This is a genomic window from Thalassotalea sp. G2M2-11, from assembly GCF_017168195.1.
Classification (GTDB): Bacteria; Pseudomonadota; Gammaproteobacteria; order Enterobacterales; family Alteromonadaceae; genus Thalassotalea_E.
In genome coordinates this window covers 210843-227911 of record NZ_JADNYL010000002.1, presented here as the reverse complement: position 1 = coordinate 227911, position 17069 = coordinate 210843, and the positions used below count along the sequence as shown (strand labels likewise).

Sequence of the window (17069 nt, the reverse complement as noted above, 5' to 3'; positions counted from 1 at the left end):
GCTATTAATTCAATTAGGCAATGTCATAACTGACCATTGAACTTGCGTGCACCCTCAGTATAGTTGAAAAACAACTTATTGATTAAATTTAAAGAGTTACACTTTAATTATATTTTTATAGTGGTTGCTGTTATACCACGAAATATTATTGAACGCTAACCTCAATAATTGATGCATCACAGGAAAAATTGAACAATTGCTGATACTTTATGAGAGCAGCGATTAAATTTGGCTTAATTGCACGAATTTACTTGCGATTTAGTGAGCTGAACTATATAATTTTGCGCATTCTATTGGAGCAATAAATCACTGAAGGAAAGTTCAGGTAAATTAGGCCTTAATTTTCTTTTTATTGTTCTGGTTACTTAGCAAGAAGAAGTTGTTATTTGCTAAGTAGGCATCGTGGGTTCAGTGAAAATAGGCCCCGATAATGGGGTTTTTTTGTACCTGTCGATTGCTGGTGCAATGACAGCAAGTGTTACCGCTGGGCTATATGCCCTTTTTTTGTATCTGAGTGTTAAAAATGTGGAGAAGTTGATTGGCTAAATTTGAACATAAATTAACGGAAATGTTGCGTCCAGCCGTAGAAGAGGTTGGCAAGGAATTACTAGGTATTGAGTTTGTTAGTGCAGGAAAACATTCTGTATTAAGACTTTTTATTGATCATGAAAACGGCATTAATGTTGATGATTGTGCGGAAGTTAGTCGTCAAGTAGGCGCTATTCTCGACGTAGAAGATCCAATTAGCACAGAATACAGTTTAGAAGTTTCATCACCTGGTTTAGATCGTCCTTTATTTACGATTGAACATTATCAAGCGGTAATTGGTGAAACGGTAAATATTAAATTATCGCTTCCGTTAAATGGTCGTCGTAAATTCAAAGGTAAATTAAATGCTATTGAAAATGACAACCTAATAGTAACGGTAGATGGTGAAGAGTTTGAACTTGTTTTCAGTAATGTAGACAAAGGCAATCTTGTCGCAAATTTGAAATAATAGATGATAAATTATAACGATTAATTAAGGCTAAGTAGCATGAGTAAGGAAATTTTACTGGTTGTAGATGCCGTATCTAATGAAAAAGCATTGCCTCGCGAAAGCATTTTTGAAGCAATGGAAACCGCATTAGAAACTGCCACTAAGAAAAAGTATGAAGGCGATATCGCTGTTCGTGTGAGTATCGATCGTAAAACAGGTGAGTTCGATACCTTCAGACGTTGGTTAGTGGTCAATGACACTGATGATGCATTAGAAAACCCTTATGCTGAAATCGGCCTAGCTGCTGCACAATATGATGATGACTCGATTAATGTTGGCGACTATGTCGAAGAGCAAATTGAGTCTGTAAAGTTTGACCGAATTACCACGCAAACAGCCAAGCAAGTTATTGTACAAAAAGTACGTGAAGCTGAGCGTGCCTTAGTTGTTGATGCTTATCAAGAGCAGGTCGGTGAGTTAATCACAGGTGTGGTGAAAAAAGCCAGCCGTGATAGCGTCATTTTAGATTTAGGTAATAATGCTGAAGCCATTATTTATCGTGATGATTTATTACCTCGTGAAGTTTTTCGTCCAGGTGATCGTGTTCGTGGTTTACTTTATGCGATTAAGCCAGAAGCGAGAGGTGCACAATTATTTGTCTCACGTACAAAACCTGAAATGTTAATTGAGCTATTTCGTGTTGAAGTACCTGAAATTGGCGAAGAAATGCTTGAGATCAAAGGTGCTGCACGTGATCCAGGCTCTCGAGCTAAAATTGCTGTAAAATCAAACGATAAGCGTATTGACCCAGTAGGCGCTTGTGTCGGTATGCGAGGCTCTCGTGTACAAGCTGTGTCGGGTGAATTAGGCGGTGAGCGTGTTGATATCGTTTTATACGATGATAACCCAGCACAATTTGTCATTAATGCAATGGCTCCTGCAGAAGTTGCTTCAATCATTGTTGATGAAGACAAGGGCACAATGGATATTGCGGTTGAAGAAGGTAATCTTGCTATGGCCATTGGTCGTAGCGGTCAAAATGTTCGCTTAGCTAGTAATCTTACTGGTTGGGAGCTGAATGTGATGACAGTTGATGATATGAATGAAAAACATCAAGCTGAAAATGACAAAGTATTAACCTTATTTACAGAGCAGTTAGATATCGACGAAGACTTTGCAACTTTACTTGCGGAAGAAGGTTTTACCTCTTTAGAAGAAGTAGCTTATGTCCCAACTGCTGAGTTACTCGAAATTGACGGTATGGATGAAGATATCGTTGAAGAATTACGTGAGCGAGCAAAAGCTGCGTTAACAACACAAGCATTAGCGAGTGAGGAATCACTTGAAAATGCTGAGCCAGCTGAAGATTTATTGGCGTTAGAAGGGTTAGATCGCCACTTAGCATTTGTCTTAGCAAGTCGAGGTGTGATCACGCTAGAAGATTTGGCTGAGCAGGGTGTTGATGAGCTTGCAGACATTGAAGAATTAGATGAAACCAGAGCGGGTGAGTTAATCATGGCCGCGCGTAATATTTGCTGGTTTAACGAAGAATAATCCCCGGGGGAACTAAATAGATGGCATCTGTAACAGTAGAAGAACTTGCCAAAGAAATAGGTACACCGGTCGAAAGATTGGTAAGCCAATTGGCTGACGTTGGTGTGAAAAAACAAGCAGCCGATACAATTTCTCAAGAAGAAAAAGAGTCGCTATTAGAGCATCTGAAAAAACAGCACGGTGATGATTCCGCAGCGAAACCAAATAAAATGACATTAAGCCGTAAGAAAAAATCTACGTTGGTCATGGGTAGCGGTAGCAAAGCAAAATCTGTGCAAGTAGAGGTACGTAAAAAGCGTACTTATGTTAAGCGTAGTGAATTAGAAGAACAGCAAATTGCCGAAGCTGAAGCGAAAGCAAAAGCGGAAGCTGAAGCAAAAGCAAAAGAAGAAGCGGAAGCAGCAGCTAAAGCCAAGGCAGAAGCCGAAGCTAAGGCAAAAGCCGAAGCTGAAGCAAAAGCAGCTGCTGAAGCAGAGCGTAAAGCAAGAGCAAAAGCGGAAGCTGAAGCAAAAGCTAAACAAGCTGCAAAAGCAAAAGCTGGGCAAAATGAAAAAGTTGAGCATTCGGAGCCTGTAGAAAGCGAAGAAGCAAAAGCATTACGTTTGCAAGCGGAAAAAGAAGCGACAGAAAAAGCAGAAGCAGAAGCTAAAGCTGCTGCGGAAGCTGCGAAAAAACTTGCTGAAGAAAATGAGGCTCGTTGGAAAGCAGAAGAAGCTGAACGTAAAGCGAAAGAAAAAGAAGTTGTACACTTAACTTCTTCTAAGTACGCACAAGAAGCGGAAGATGCGATTGACTCGGCAGAAGATGGTGGTCATCGTCGTAAGAAGAAGAAAAAGAACAATCAACAAGATAGAAATAGAGCTAAAGGCAAAGGTAAGCAAACACTTTCTGCGCCACAAAGCTTAAAACATGGCTTCCAAAAACCTGTTGAGACGAAAACGAAAGAAGTTCGCATCGGTGAAACAATTTCAGTGGCAGAATTGGCAAATAAAATGTCAATTAAAGGTGCTGAAGTGGTTAAAGCTATGTTCAAGATGGGAGCAATGGCAACAATCAACCAAGTGATAGACCAAGAAACAGCAGCATTAGTTGCAGAAGAAATGGGTCACGAAGTGGTGCTTGTTAAAGAGAATGCTTTAGAAGAAGCAGTACTATCAGATCGTGGTGAGTCGGGAGAAGCTATTACTCGTGCACCGGTTGTGACAATAATGGGTCACGTTGATCATGGTAAAACGTCATTACTTGATTATATTCGTAAAGAAAAAGTTGCCGCAGGTGAAGCGGGTGGTATTACTCAGCATATTGGTGCTTATCACGTAGAAACTGGTCATGGTATGATCACTTTCTTAGATACACCGGGTCACGCAGCGTTTACTGCCATGCGTTCACGTGGTGCAAAAGCAACCGATATAGTTATTATTGTGGTTGCGGCTGATGATGGTGTAATGCCTCAAACAATTGAAGCTATTCAGCATGCTAAAGCTTCAGATGCACCTATTATTATTGCCGTTAACAAAATGGATAAAGAAACTGCTGATCCAGATCGTGTAAAAACAGAGTTGTCACAGCACGATGTTATCCCTGAAGATTGGGGTGGTGACGTACAATTTGTTCATGTATCTGCTAAAACTGGCTTAGGTATTGATGACTTATTAGATTCAATATTACTACAATCAGAAGTATTAGAGCTTACAGCTGTTGTTGATAAAATGGCTAACGGTGTTGTAGTGGAATCGAAACTTGATAAAGGTCGTGGTCCTGTTGCAACGGTACTTGTTCAAGAAGGTACGTTAAACCAAGGTGATATTGTCTTGTGTGGTTTAGAATACGGTCGTGTTCGTGCTATGCGTGATGAAAATGGTAAGTTAATTGAAACTGCCGGTCCTTCAATTCCAGTAGAGATCCTTGGCTTAAGCGGTGTTCCACAATCTGGTGACGAAGCTACCGTGGTTAAAGATGAGAAAAAAGCCCGTGAAGTGGCGCTATATCGTCAAGGTAAGTTCCGTGATGTGAAACTAGCACGTCAACAAAAATCGAAACTTGAAAACATGTTCTCTAACATGGAAGAAGGCGATGTTTCTGAAGTCAATATTGTATTGAAATCTGACGTACAAGGTTCATTAGAAGCAATTTCTGACTCATTAACTAAGCTTTCAACCGATGAAGTTAAAGTGAAAATTATTGGTTCAGGTGTGGGTGGTATTACTGAAACAGATGCAACCTTAGCTGCAGCTTCAAATGCGATTATTGTTGGCTTTAACGTTCGTGCTGATGCGACTGCACGTAAAGTGATTGAATCTGAAGGTGTTGATTTACGCTATTACAGTGTGATTTATGCCTTGATTGATGAAGTTAAACAAGCCATGAGTGGTATGCTTGCACCAGAATTTAAACAAGAAATTATTGGTCTTGCAGAAGTACGTGATGTCTTCAAATCACCTAAGATTGGTGCAATTGCTGGTTGTATGGTAACAGAAGGTACCATCAAACGTAGCGCGCCAATTCGTGTATTACGTGATAATGTTGTTATCTATGAAGGTGAGCTAGAATCACTTCGTCGTTTCAAAGATGATGTACAAGAAGTGCGTAATGGTACCGAATGTGGTATCGGTGTTAAGAACTATAATGACGTAAAAGTTGGCGATCAAATCGAAGTATTTGAAACCGTTGAAGTTAAGCGTTCGCTATAGTCAATCGCTTATCTATTGACTCTATCGTGAGTTAAGTGTTGTATTTCAACTGCTTACCGGTATCGATACGAGTTGATTTGACTAGCGCTATAAGCCTATAGCACATATTAAGAGTAAGTTTAAATGGAGGCTAAGCCTCCATTTTTATCTCCAAAGAAAGGAGTTTTATCATGGCAAGAGAATTTGCTCGCACCGATAGAGTTGCGCAAGAAATTCAAAAAGAAGTAGCGATGATCATTCAACGTGAAGTGAAAGATCCACGTTTAGGTATGGTAACGGTTTCTGCAGTCGAAGTGACGCGAGATCTTGCTTATGCCAAGATCTTTGTCACCTTTTTTACCTTAGAAGGTCAAAATGTTGATAAATCGGTTGATATTTTAAATGAAGCGGCAAGTTTTATTCGTACGCTTTTAGCTAAGCGTATTAAAGCTCGTATCATGCCTGAGCTGAGATTTGTCTATGACAAATCCATGGTGGAAGGTGTGCGAATGACCAACTTGGTAAATCAAGCGATCGCTGATGATGAGCGTAAGCATTCAGCAAAAGATGAAGATGAGTCAGCGGGCGAATAAGTAAATGGCTAAACGAAGAAAAGGGCGCGCAGTTAATGGGGTATTATTGCTTGATAAACCGCTTGAAATGTCATCGAACCATGCCTTGCAAAAAGTTAAACGCATTTACTTTGCTCGAAAAGCTGGACATACCGGAGCTCTCGACCCATTAGCGACCGGCATGTTGCCAATATGTTTAGGTGAGGGAACCAAGTTCTCTCAATTTTTGTTGGATACCGATAAAACCTATCAAGTAACAGCGAAACTTGGCGTTAGAACAACGACCAGTGATGCCGATGGTGAAGTGGTATCCGAAAAGCCTGTTAATGTGAGTGCAGAGCAATTAGCCCAAGCGTTAGAAAGCTTTCGTGGTGCTAGTAAGCAAATACCTTCTATGTATTCTGCTTTGAAATATAATGGACAACCACTTTATAAATATGCCCGAGAAGGCATTGAAGTTGAGCGTGAAGCACGTGATATTACCGTATATCGATTAGATCTTTTACGTTTTGAACATGATGAAGTAGACATGGAAATTCATGTGTCAAAAGGTACTTATATACGTACGATTGTTGATGATTTAGGCGAGTTACTTGGTTGTGGAGCATACGTTGCAAAATTAAGACGTGTTGCTGTTGGCGGTTATCCTAGAGATAAAATGGTCACGCTTGAGCAATTAGAGTTATTGCTAACTCAGGCAAAAGAGCAAAATGTGGCGCCGTCTGAATTACTTGACCCATTACTATTACCAATGAATACCGCTTGTGGTGACATGCCTAAAGTATGTGTTGATGATATGTCTGCAAACTACTTGCGTCATGGTAATCCTGTGCAGGCGAGTGATGCACCATTAGATGGCTTAGTACAAGTGTTTGTTGATAGCCATGAAGATGCTGATGAAGAGTTTATTGGCGTTGGGGTTATTGATGAAAACGGTTTAGTTGCGCCTAAACGCATTACCGTGCTTGATGCTTTATAAACTGAGTTAAGATAAACGTTCTTACGCCATTTGCTAATTTTTCGCATCAATGGAGCAGGAACGTTTAATACTACTTTTACAAACATTCACTCTACTTTTTTGATGATTGCTTATTTGGCATAAGACAGTTATTGCTAGAAACTGATCACACCTAATTTAGCTTGTTGATGAATCCAGCCAGGTTTGCTGAGGTGACTCGCCTAATGCTTCAATATACGCTTTGACAAAATCAATAAATACTCTGCGCCTTTGGGGTAAGTGTTCTCGTTTTGCGTAGATAATATACACCCCAGAGTCAATGGTATTTGATTCATCTAAGGTCGCGATCACTTTCAATTGATTGTTACTGACCCATTTTTTCGCGATAAAGTGCGGCATCAATGCAATTCCTGCATTTGCCGCGCAAAACTCTGCCATAGCCTCACCATCGTCTACAATCGTTTTGCTGCTTGGCTCTATGCGAATACGTTTTCCTTTGTAAGCAAAATCGATTGGCATCGTTTTTCCTGTTTGTTTAAAACGAAACAATATCCAAGGGAAAGTAGCTAAGCACTTTTGTGTGATCTCTATTTCATTGGCGATATCGGCTTTGGTACTGATACAAAGCACAAAACGGATCGGTGAAAGTTTTTGGGCAATTAGCCTGTTATCGGAGATAGTGCCACTTCTAATGGAAATATCGATAGACTCTTTGATCATATCCATGTACTCATCACTAAAATGCACATCTAATTGGATTTGTGGGTAGGCTTCTCTGAATTTACACAGCATCGGCAGAATATATTGGCGCCCATAAGAAACAGGCAAGTTGATTTTTAAGTTACCTTTAATGTCGAGAGAATCTTGCTTTAGCTCCTCTTCGTGCATTTTAAGGTTCAGCAGTAGTTCTTCGATGGTTTTTGCATAGCGCTTGCCGGCAGAAGTAAGCTTTAATTGGCGAGTGGAACGATTAAATAGTTGTAGTCCAAGCTGCTCTTCTAAACGCTTGATTGCTTTACTGACCGTAGAGGGATCTGTTGCGTGTCGCTTTGCGGTTTCAGTAAAGTTTTCTGTTTTTACTGTGGTGGAAAAAAGCGTCAATGCTCTAAATTTATCCATATCAAAGAATTAATTGTGAATTATTTTCATTAATATAGTGAATAACCTGCACTTCTTGCAAATGATTTATTCGGTATACTAATGAATATATTAATGAGCAAGTTATCAGCTAAGGGAGTCAAAATGAGCGGGGAAGCAATGTTAATAGCTGCCGGTATTATCGCCATTCTTCTTGGGCTAGTTCACTCAACATTAGGTGAACTAGTGATTTTTAATAAGCTACGTAGTCACAGTATAGTGCCAAATCAAGGTGGAAATATTCTATCGGTTAGGCAAGTGAGAATATTATGGGCTAGCTGGCATTTAGTGACCTTATTTGGCTGGGCGCTAGGCATTATCTTATGTTCCATAGCTGATGCTGACGGCGATATTTTGGCTACAAGAATCTGGATCACTAATGTGATTTCATTGGTGATGTTGAGCGGCGCTATTTTGGTGTTATATGCGACCAAAGGAAAACACCCTGGTTGGATCATTTTAACGATAATTGCTGTACTTTCTTGGCTAGCATAAGTGTTATTGAGTGGCACAGTAGTGCTTAACAGATATTATTTTACATGAATATTTTTCATTAAAATTATTTAGGAGCGCAGAGTGAAAATTTATTTATTATGGGCAGCAGTATTGGCCAGTGGTGTTACTTTTTGGGTGCATACCTTTATTGGTGGGCCTCGTGTTGCTGCACCATTGTTAGCAGGTACTCAATTACCTATTGCTTCTAAATGGCTCAATTATTACTGCTGGCATATAACTACCTTATATACTTTTTTCATGGCTTTTGGCTATGGCTTTGTCGCCCTTAACCCTGATAAACCTGAGCTAGTGGTCTTTTTAAGTGTATTAAATGTCTCTTTTTCGCTGTTAAGTGTGTTAGTTGCTCGCAAAGGTAATATTCATCCGTTGCGATTTCCCTCCACTACATTGTTTGCCGTGGTGTCGTTGTTGGGTATTGCCAGCCTGATCGTTTGAAGAAAATTTTTAATTATTAAATAAGTTGATGGATATGATTAATGTTATTTTTAGTGTGTTATTAGGGGTAGTAGTATTTGTGGCTACACCAAAAGTCAATGCGAGTAATTTGCCTGATAAGCTATTAGCGCAGAAAATCACGCTTATTTCGGGGGAGCAGGTAACGTTAGCAAATTATTTAGGTCAAAAACCGGTATATTTGAAGTTTTGGGCGACTTGGTGTCAGCCATGTTTAAAAGAAATGCCACACTTTGAACATGTTCAGCAAACGTATGGTGATGCAATCGCGGTTATCGGTATTAATATTGGTATCAATGATGACAGACACTCAGTGGATGAATTAATAAAAGAGTTAGGCCTGACAATGCCAACCGCAATTGACACCAATGGCGACCTTGCTAAGGCATTTCATTTTACTGGCACGCCTTATCATTTATTGTTTGATAAGCAGATGAATCTAGTGCATTTAGGGCACAAGGCTACTGAATCACTTGATAATAAGTTAGCGCTGTTAGCTCAACATAAAACCGTTGATTTTCTAAATGCAGAGCAACTTAATGATAACGAAGAAAAATTATCTATCGCGTTGAATGATGATCGCGTTCATGCGCTATTTTTTACTGCTACTTGGTGCGACTGGTATTTAAAAGATTCTCGCCCCGCCATATCGCAGCGCTGTATCGATACTCAACACGGCGTAAATACTTTAGCTGAGCAATATCCTCAAGTAGTCTGGCATGGCCTAGTGTCTCGGTTATGGACAGGTGAGCAAGACAAAAAGGCCTATCAGAAAAAGTATGCCATTGATTATCGTGTTGATATTGATAAAAGTAACACTTGGTTTTATCAATATACGGTGAATGAATTACCCGAGCTGATTTTGATTAAAAACGATAAGATATTATTTCGTGCCCATGATTTATCGGATGAAACTATATTAAAGCAAGCCAAGTCGTTTTTAGATATGTCAAAATGATATCTCGATAACCTAGCAATAAGAAAAACCAGAGGGCATAAACCATTGAACATAATCACCATTTGATTTTAATGCTCTCACACTTAGCTTTGTTGAATAATGGGGTATCTAAACTTTGAGAACGCACAGTAAATAAGTGCCTGCCAAGCGTTGATGCGCTAATTCTTAATTTTTCTCATAGCAAATAGAATTCAATAAGGTCGCAACACAGTAGCTTAGCAGCAGCATGTGGCTCATCTTGTTCTAGTAACTTAATGGTTATTTGTGGTTCAGGCTTTGTTGAGCGAATAGCTTGAATGGTTTGCGGTGATAAATTTAAAGAGAACTATTAAGTTTTATGCATTAAAGACTATGCATCATTAGTTTTTACTAAATGTTTACATAACATATGTAAACTAAAGCCGTAAAACACTAGAGCAAACAATTGCATATCCTGTGGGATGATTTCAATTACTATAAAATTATGTAAAAGAAGGATTGGTACGCACCAGAAAATTGATTTAATCAATGCCGACTTAATGCCAACTTTCTTATTACAGTGAGGACATACCACCATCTTTTTAAAAAATAGTTTATTAATGGGAAAATTATATTCGTTACAATAAGGGCATTTCATAATATTCTATTGTTGATAAATACACAGAAAAAAAAATCAATTAACGTTACTTTAAATCAATTTGCGATGAAAGACTAATTCGATTTTTTATAATTTTAACTTATTGTGCCAGATGAAATTGTTAAAGCGATTCGCTGCGTATTTACCTCTCTCCTTCCTCATAAAACTGGATAAATTCGCCGAAGGCGGCAACGTCAAATTTTCGTATTAAATTTAACGATAACTACGTATAATACGCGCCATTTAAAACGCCAAGTGAATACGCTATACCATGACTGTAGAAAAATTCGACCCCAAACAAACTACTACGCTTGATACCCCTAAAAAGGTGCTAGAAGAGCAGGCTGTTGAAGTTCAACAGGCTAAATCGGCATCAAATACCGCTCAAAATAGCACTGAGCGCGCTGCAAAGGTGGGCTTCGTGAGTCTTGGCTGTCCGAAAAACTTAGTGGATTCAGAGCGAATTTTAACTCAGCTTCGCACCGAAGGTTATGATGTTGTTCCTAGCTATGATGATGCCGACATGGTGATTGTGAATACTTGTGGTTTTATCGACTCAGCGGTACAAGAATCCCTTGATACTATCGGTGAAGCATTAAAAGAAAATGGCAAAGTGCTCGTCACAGGCTGTTTAGGTGCGAAGAAAGACGAGATTATTGAGCTTCATCCTAACGTTTTGGGGGTGACTGGTCCACATGCTTATGATGAAGTATTAACGCAAGTGCATGAGCATCTTGAAAAACCACAGCACAATCCATTCGTTGATTTAATTCCTGATCACGGTGTTAAGCTAACACCTAAGCATTTTGCTTATTTAAAAATATCTGAAGGCTGTAACCATCGTTGTACGTTCTGCATTATTCCATCGATGCGTGGCGATTTAGACTCACGCCCTGTTGGTGATGTGTTAGGTGAAGCAAAACGTTTAGCAAATGCTGGTGTTAAAGAGTTGTTAGTGATTTCTCAAGACACTTCTGCCTATGGTGTTGATGTTAAGCACAAGCTTGATTTTTATGAAGGCATGCCAGTCAAAACCCATATGCAGCAGTTATGTGAAGAATTGGCAAAACAGGGAGTTTGGGTACGTCTCCATTATGTTTACCCTTATCCGCATGTCGATAACATAATTCCTCTGATGGCAGAAGGTAAAATCTTACCGTACTTAGATATTCCATTTCAGCATGCTAATAAACGTATTTTAAAATTAATGAAGCGCCCTGGTAGTGCTGACCGTGTATTAGAACGGATTAAAAAGTGGCGAGAGATCTGCCCAGAGTTGGTAATTCGCTCGACTTTTATCGTTGGCTTTCCTGGTGAAACGGAACAAGAGTTTGAGGAGTTACTTGATTTCTTGCGTGAAGCACAGCTTGATCGTGTTGGATGTTTTAAATATTCACCGGTAGAGGGAGCCACGGCAAATGATCTCCCAGATCATGTCTCTGAAGAGGTGATGGAAGATAGGCTACAGCGCTTTATGGCGGTGCAAGCACAAATCAGTGCAGAAAAACTTCAGGCACGTATCGGTCAAGAATATTTAGTATTGATTGATGAAGTGAATGAGCTTGGCGCAGTAGGGCGTTCATACATGGATGCACCGGAAGTTGATGGTAAAGTGTATTTATCAGATCAATACGATGTTGAACCGGGTGATATGGTCTGGGTGCAAATTATCCACGCTGATGAACACGATGTTTGGGGTGTGCTCGTCGAAGATTGAGCTCAGCAATGTTGAGCCATGCTCAGCATCTTCTTCATTACCACTAATGTCATGTTGTGCAGGTATCTACCTTTCAGCATGACAATAGGAAATTCTACGAGTAAACCACCTAAACGATTAATTAGCGCAGTTCTATCTTTGATTGCGCTTTGTAGTTTCACGTAATTTACACTTGTCTTGTCCATCAATTCCATGAATACTAAAAACTAATCTGGCTAAATCAATGCCGATTGTTTTAATTGAAGATACATTGACTCTGCCAAATTGAAGCTCTTTATCAACGTCGCGATGGCAATTTGATACTGAGTGGGGGAGCCCATGTCATTTGTTCAGTGTTTAGTTTGTTAATCGACTAATTTGTAAAAATCTATGGAGTTAAAATGAATAATAAAATTATTGGAATTGTATTAATTATTGCTGGTGTTGTTTTAGCTATGTGGGGTTACGATGTTTATGATTCTGCTAGTTCACAAGTAACTCGCGCTATAAATGGTGATACTCCTATCGAAGCATGGGTTGGGATAGCTGGCGGCGTAATCGCAATTTTAATTGGTATTATAAAACTAAAATAAACAATTTAGTACTGTGATGCACCCGTCAATAGTAACCATTAGCCAAAACTATTTTAAACGTTTTAATTTGCCAACAAGGGAGCTAAATAGTTGGTATTTTTGTGATAATGAAGTTGATGCAAATGAGTGTGCTGCTTTAGTTTTGAATAATATAAAAATGGCAACGTCTCCTTCACTTTGGTGGTATCAAGCCAATAATGAACCACTACCTAAAGTTGGCGATCTCAATATAGTTACCAATTGGGCGGGTGAAGCTCAATGTATTATAGAAACTACGCATGTGTCTGTAATACCATTTAATGAGATCACCGCAGAATATGCTGAACTTGAAGGAGAAGGTGATAAAAGCCTAGCTTATTGGAGGCGAGTTCATTGGGACTATTATCATCGAGAGCTTGACGGTACTCCATTTACACCTAGTGAAGATATGCCTATTGTTTGTGAGATATTTAAAGTTGTAAGTAGAAACAGATAACAAGCCGGATAGTAGTCATCGTATACTTTATGTTGTGACTAATTTTATCAAAATATCCATCAACAGGTACGATGGCAAGGTAGTAAAGGCTAAATCACAACAAAAGAATAGCAATAGCAGCCAATAAACAGTTTAATTTGATAGTAAATAAATCTCATTTAACTGATTTTGTGCCATACAAAATCATCGCTAAGTAATTTTGCCCACTACGAGTGAGTTACTAACTGCTATTAACCTAAGCCACTGATGAGGTAGAAATAATAATGATTTCATTTTTTTTAACGCTAACCAGATTCTTTCATGGTTTATATAAAGCTTGGCTGAGCCCAAATTTTCGTTCAACATTTTTCCTTGTGATTTTGATTCTTTTTTCTGGAACTCTTTTCTACAACAAAGTCGAAGGTTGGAGTCTTATAGATTCTGTGTATTTTTGCATGATGACCCTATCAACTATTGGGTATGGCGATTTACACCCAACAACTGATTTATCAAAAATATTTACCATGTTCTATGCTATCGTCGGAGTTGGATTATTTGTCGCTTTTCTTACTCAAATAGCCATGGCGCAAATTAAAGATAAGGATGATTAATGCGGTTTGCATGATCAGTTAATCTAACAGGTTGCAGCTTCACTCTGCCAGTGTCTGAGGATTGATACCTAGGAAAGTATTCGCCTGACAGTTAACTACGCCCATGACTTATTATGAAGGGCGTAGTTTTATAAGGTTGACTGGCGCTGTTCGACTAGAGATGATAACAGGGTTTGCGTGTTCAATGTCTCTTTATGGTTTTCACCTAATACACTGATCCGTGCTTTTAGTGTTTGTCTCAGCAAGTTTTCTGCTTGCTCAAACCTTGCCGTTGCTTGATAAAGTTTTGCTAAATTATGTTTGGCAGTTAACACTTCAGGGTGCTCTTTGCCAAAAACGGCTATCGCGGCTGAGATATGTTGAGTTAATAACTCTTCTGCCTGTGTGTACTGTTTGGTGGCAAATTTAGTTTGTGATAACCGTCTCATACAGTAAAGTGTGTATGGGTTTTGAATGCCAGATGTCGCTAGCCATTTATCAACACAAAGCTGATAATACTTTTCTGCTGATTGGAATAATTTTTGGGCGTAGTAAAGATCACCTAAGTTTTCAATTGAGTATAACGTATGGCGAAAATCTGCGCCAAAGAGTGCTTTTCGTCTTTGGTATACTTGTCTGAAAATCTTTTCTGCCTGAGCAAATTCACCATTGTCTAAATAATAGGTACCTAAGTTATCAAGGGCGCCAAGTGTATCTTTATGATCTTCACCATAAATGTTTTTACTGACTTCGATGGTTTCCACGATCAAGGGTAAGTCCGTATCCTTACCAGATTTAAGCACATGCAGCCGACTAAGGTTAAACAATAAACCTAAATAATCTTCATTTTTGTCTAATTGCTTTTGTTTGTAGATTGCTAACCCTTTGAGGATGTGTTTTTCAGCAGGAAGGATTTTTCCTAGATCAATATAAATAAGGCCTAAAGTTTTATGCAGTAATGCCTCAACATAGGGCGGGTATTTGCCTTTAGGGTGCTCGATAAGCTTTTTACTGGCATCATTGAGTACATCATTGAGTGAAACTTCTTTTCCTTGAGCATAATAGGGACTTGTTGCTGCTAAGGTGTCAGCTAAAAATTTTGAAATTGCTTTGGTGCGTTGGCTTTGAGTAAGAGCATTGTCACGTTCTTGTGCCACTTGTTTAGCTTGATACCCAGTCAGTAGACTAAAGCCAAGCAGTGCCATGGTGGCTAAGCTAAGAAAGACTTTTTTCCTCCCTTGATAGCGTTTTGAGCGCGTAATGAAGGTGAGTTCATTATCGGTTAGTGTGATTTCAGTGCGGTTAATTAGCTCTTGTGCGTCAAGTACTTTTTGTTTTGAATTGAGTAAAGCATCATTTGATTTATTATTACTTAACCAATATAAACAATCGTCGGCAAGTTGTTCTCGTTTGTGTATAGCAACGCTGTTGTTGCTAAGCCATTGTCTTATTCGTTTCCAATGTTTTAATAATGCTTCATGGGCTATGCTGATAAATTGAAGTTCTTTATTGATTGTTTTATCTGTTGCTATGCTATCTGATGAGTAAGCTCGCTGTTCACCTGTTGTCGTTTGAATAATAGTGACAAATAACCGAGCATTGAGAAAATGCTGAATAAATTGTTTTTCTGCTGTTGTTTTAAAAAAGCTGATCGGGAGCTTGCGCGCAGTCACATTATGTTTATTTTTATGATCCACCTGAATTAATGCATGCATAATATTATCCCAGCAAGCTTGAACATGGCGGGGTAATTCATTAAATACTTTTTCCGCTTGCAGAGCGATTGCGCCTTCAATACCACCTAATTCGCGGTACGCACTAAGCAGTAATTCATTGTTGCTACTACGCTGTTGGTACAACAAATCGAGGGTATATTCTAACAGAGGTAATGCATCAGGGTTTTTAACGGCATCCGCGAGTAAAATATCATCTAGGTGCTCTTCATTTGTTTCGTCATGTTCAAAAGTTAACCCTGCAGCAATAGCAGGATTTCGGATCATTCGGGTAATTTCTATCGGTGTTGGGGCTTGTAAATCATATTGTAGCCCTTGATTTTTTAGATTATAAAATCCTTCTACATCGAGACATTCTGCATAGAAATCATTACGTAACAGCGCGACAAACAGTAATTGCTCACAATGTGCTAATTGACTTAAACAACTGACTAATTGTTGCTTGGCCTGTATATCTAAGTGTTCGTCTAACAAAAATTGTTCAAATTGATCAATAACTAATAGTTTATAGTGTTTAACAGGCTCGGTTTGCGTTTGCTTTGTTTTCACTGGATTGCGTAAAGCGTCGGTCAATAGCATTGGATCTGCGTTAATTTGTGAGATCAAATGGGGTATTTCTATGGTGTCTTTTAATAGTGATAGCTTTTGTAGCGCATGAACAAGTGTTTCTGTCGGGCTTTCATCAATACTTTGGCTCGGGCTGACGATATGATATTGGCTGACTTTTAATTGGGGAAAGCCTGTTTCTCGGCGAAGATGTGGCAATACTCCTGCCCGAATTAATGAGGATTTACCGCTGCCACTTTTCCCTAAGATCAATAAAAAATTATTTGGCCGTTTATCTATTGATTCTAATCGATGGATCACATCAACAATTGCTTTTGTTCGGCCAAAATAAATGCCACTGTGATGTTCATCAAAGGTATTTAAACCTAAGTAAGGTGAACCTTGCGTCCATTTCTGCAGGGATTTTCGATGTGAAAGTTGATCTGATTTATTGGGAAAATTAACTGGGGCAATGATTTTGTAGCCACGACGATAGATTGTTTCAATGTAGCTTGGTGCTTTTGCGTTGCAACCTAATTTTTTTCTTAAGCCCGCAATGCATTTTTGCACCGGAGCATCGCCATAAAATGTGCCCGACCAGCAGGCAATTAATAATTGATCTGCACTAATGGTTTCGCCGGCATGTTGACAAAGATAAATCAAGACATCCATCATTTTGGGTTCAATCAAAATATGATTTTCTTTGTTAATTAGCTGGTTTGAATCACCATCGACCGTCCATGCACCTAAGGTAAATGTACGATGTTGCTCTGCAAATTCTGAAGTGCTTTTAGCGTCCACTGCTTAACTGCCTTTATGAATAAAGTTTAATGGTTGCTTCAATCTTAATGCAAAAACTTGATGTTTACCACTGATAACTGACAGAGGGGTTTTATATAAATCTATGAATTTATTGGTTTTATTTTTTATTTCGAAATGGTAAGGAAATCGTAAGTCTTTTTGACTTTTTTTAAACAATAATACTGATTGCTATATGGAGTAGCGACTAAATATTAATCATTAATATTACAAGACTAAGGAGTAG

14 protein-coding genes and 1 pseudogene are annotated in these 17069 nt (G+C 38.9%); 12 read left to right on the top strand and 3 right to left on the bottom strand.

All coding sequences use genetic code 11. The annotated features are described in order from the left end of the window. Positions 1-538: 538 nt before the first annotated feature. The 5 genes from rimP (at position 539) to truB (ending at position 6753) form a co-directional block, all read left to right on the top strand. The gene (gene rimP, locus IV514_RS06940; RefSeq protein WP_206484236.1) at positions 539-997 is read left to right on the top strand and encodes a ribosome maturation factor RimP; all 459 of its coding nucleotides are present in this window, start codon (positions 539-541) and stop codon (positions 995-997) included. A 39-nt stretch (positions 998-1036) separates the two neighbouring features. Then, positions 1037-2533 (top strand): transcription termination factor NusA, encoded by a 1497-nt coding sequence (gene nusA, locus IV514_RS06935; protein ID WP_206484235.1) that lies wholly within the window; start codon positions 1037-1039, stop codon positions 2531-2533. Positions 2534-2553: 20 nt separating this feature from the next. Beyond that, entirely contained in the window at positions 2554-5223 is a 2670-nt protein-coding gene (gene infB, locus IV514_RS06930) for a translation initiation factor IF-2 (RefSeq protein ID WP_206484234.1), read from the top strand. Between the two features lie 170 nt (positions 5224-5393). Next, entirely contained in the window at positions 5394-5795 is a 402-nt protein-coding gene (gene rbfA, locus IV514_RS06925; protein ID WP_206484233.1) for a 30S ribosome-binding factor RbfA, read from the top strand. 4 nt (positions 5796-5799) lie between these two features. Further along, the gene (gene truB, locus IV514_RS06920) at positions 5800-6753 is read left to right on the top strand and encodes a tRNA pseudouridine(55) synthase TruB (RefSeq protein ID WP_206484232.1); all 954 of its coding nucleotides are present in this window, start codon (positions 5800-5802) and stop codon (positions 6751-6753) included. A 156-nt stretch (positions 6754-6909) separates the two neighbouring features. Here the strand turns inward: truB and IV514_RS06915 are convergent, their stop codons facing one another. Beyond that, positions 6910-7851, bottom strand: a complete 942-nt coding sequence (locus IV514_RS06915; protein ID WP_206484231.1) for a LysR family transcriptional regulator — start codon at positions 7849-7851, stop codon at positions 6910-6912. A 123-nt stretch (positions 7852-7974) separates the two neighbouring features. Between IV514_RS06915 and IV514_RS06910 the strand changes: the two genes are divergently transcribed. From IV514_RS06910 to rimO, 4 genes are all read left to right on the top strand, one after another. Beyond that, positions 7975-8364 carry a hypothetical protein gene (locus IV514_RS06910; RefSeq protein WP_206484230.1) on the top strand — a complete coding sequence of 130 codons (390 nt, stop codon included), beginning with the start codon at positions 7975-7977 and terminating at the stop codon, positions 8362-8364. A gap of 81 nt (positions 8365-8445) precedes the next feature. Continuing rightward, entirely contained in the window at positions 8446-8820 is a 375-nt protein-coding gene (locus IV514_RS06905) for a hypothetical protein (RefSeq protein WP_206484229.1), read from the top strand. 34 nt (positions 8821-8854) lie between these two features. Next, positions 8855-9796 (top strand): redoxin domain-containing protein, encoded by a 942-nt coding sequence (locus IV514_RS06900; RefSeq protein ID WP_241242238.1) that lies wholly within the window; start codon positions 8855-8857, stop codon positions 9794-9796. Positions 9797-10683: 887 nt separating this feature from the next. Further along, entirely contained in the window at positions 10684-12129 is a 1446-nt protein-coding gene (gene rimO, locus IV514_RS06895) for a 30S ribosomal protein S12 methylthiotransferase RimO (protein ID WP_206484227.1), read from the top strand. A gap of 138 nt (positions 12130-12267) precedes the next feature. Here rimO and IV514_RS17450 read toward each other — a convergent pair. Continuing rightward, positions 12268-12369, bottom strand: a pseudogene (locus IV514_RS17450) (IS110 family transposase); the annotation flags it as partial. Positions 12370-12509: 140 nt separating this feature from the next. Here IV514_RS17450 and IV514_RS06890 point away from each other — a divergent pair. The 3 genes from IV514_RS06890 (at position 12510) to IV514_RS06880 (ending at position 13766) form a co-directional block, all read left to right on the top strand. Next, entirely contained in the window at positions 12510-12701 is a 192-nt protein-coding gene (locus IV514_RS06890) for a DUF3185 family protein (RefSeq protein WP_206484226.1), read from the top strand. Positions 12702-12717: 16 nt separating this feature from the next. Beyond that, positions 12718-13176: an ASCH domain-containing protein gene (locus IV514_RS06885; protein ID WP_206484225.1), complete on the top strand. Its 459-nt coding sequence runs from the start codon at positions 12718-12720 to the stop codon at positions 13174-13176. A gap of 263 nt (positions 13177-13439) precedes the next feature. Beyond that, positions 13440-13766, top strand: coding sequence for a potassium channel family protein (locus IV514_RS06880; RefSeq protein ID WP_206484224.1), 327 nt, complete (start codon positions 13440-13442; stop codon positions 13764-13766). Between the two features lie 128 nt (positions 13767-13894). Here IV514_RS06880 and IV514_RS06875 read toward each other — a convergent pair whose 3' ends face one another. Continuing rightward, complete coding sequence (locus IV514_RS06875; RefSeq protein WP_206484223.1) at positions 13895-16825, bottom strand: tetratricopeptide repeat protein; 2931 nt, start codon at positions 16823-16825, stop codon at positions 13895-13897. Between the last annotated feature and the right edge of the window lie 244 nt (positions 16826-17069).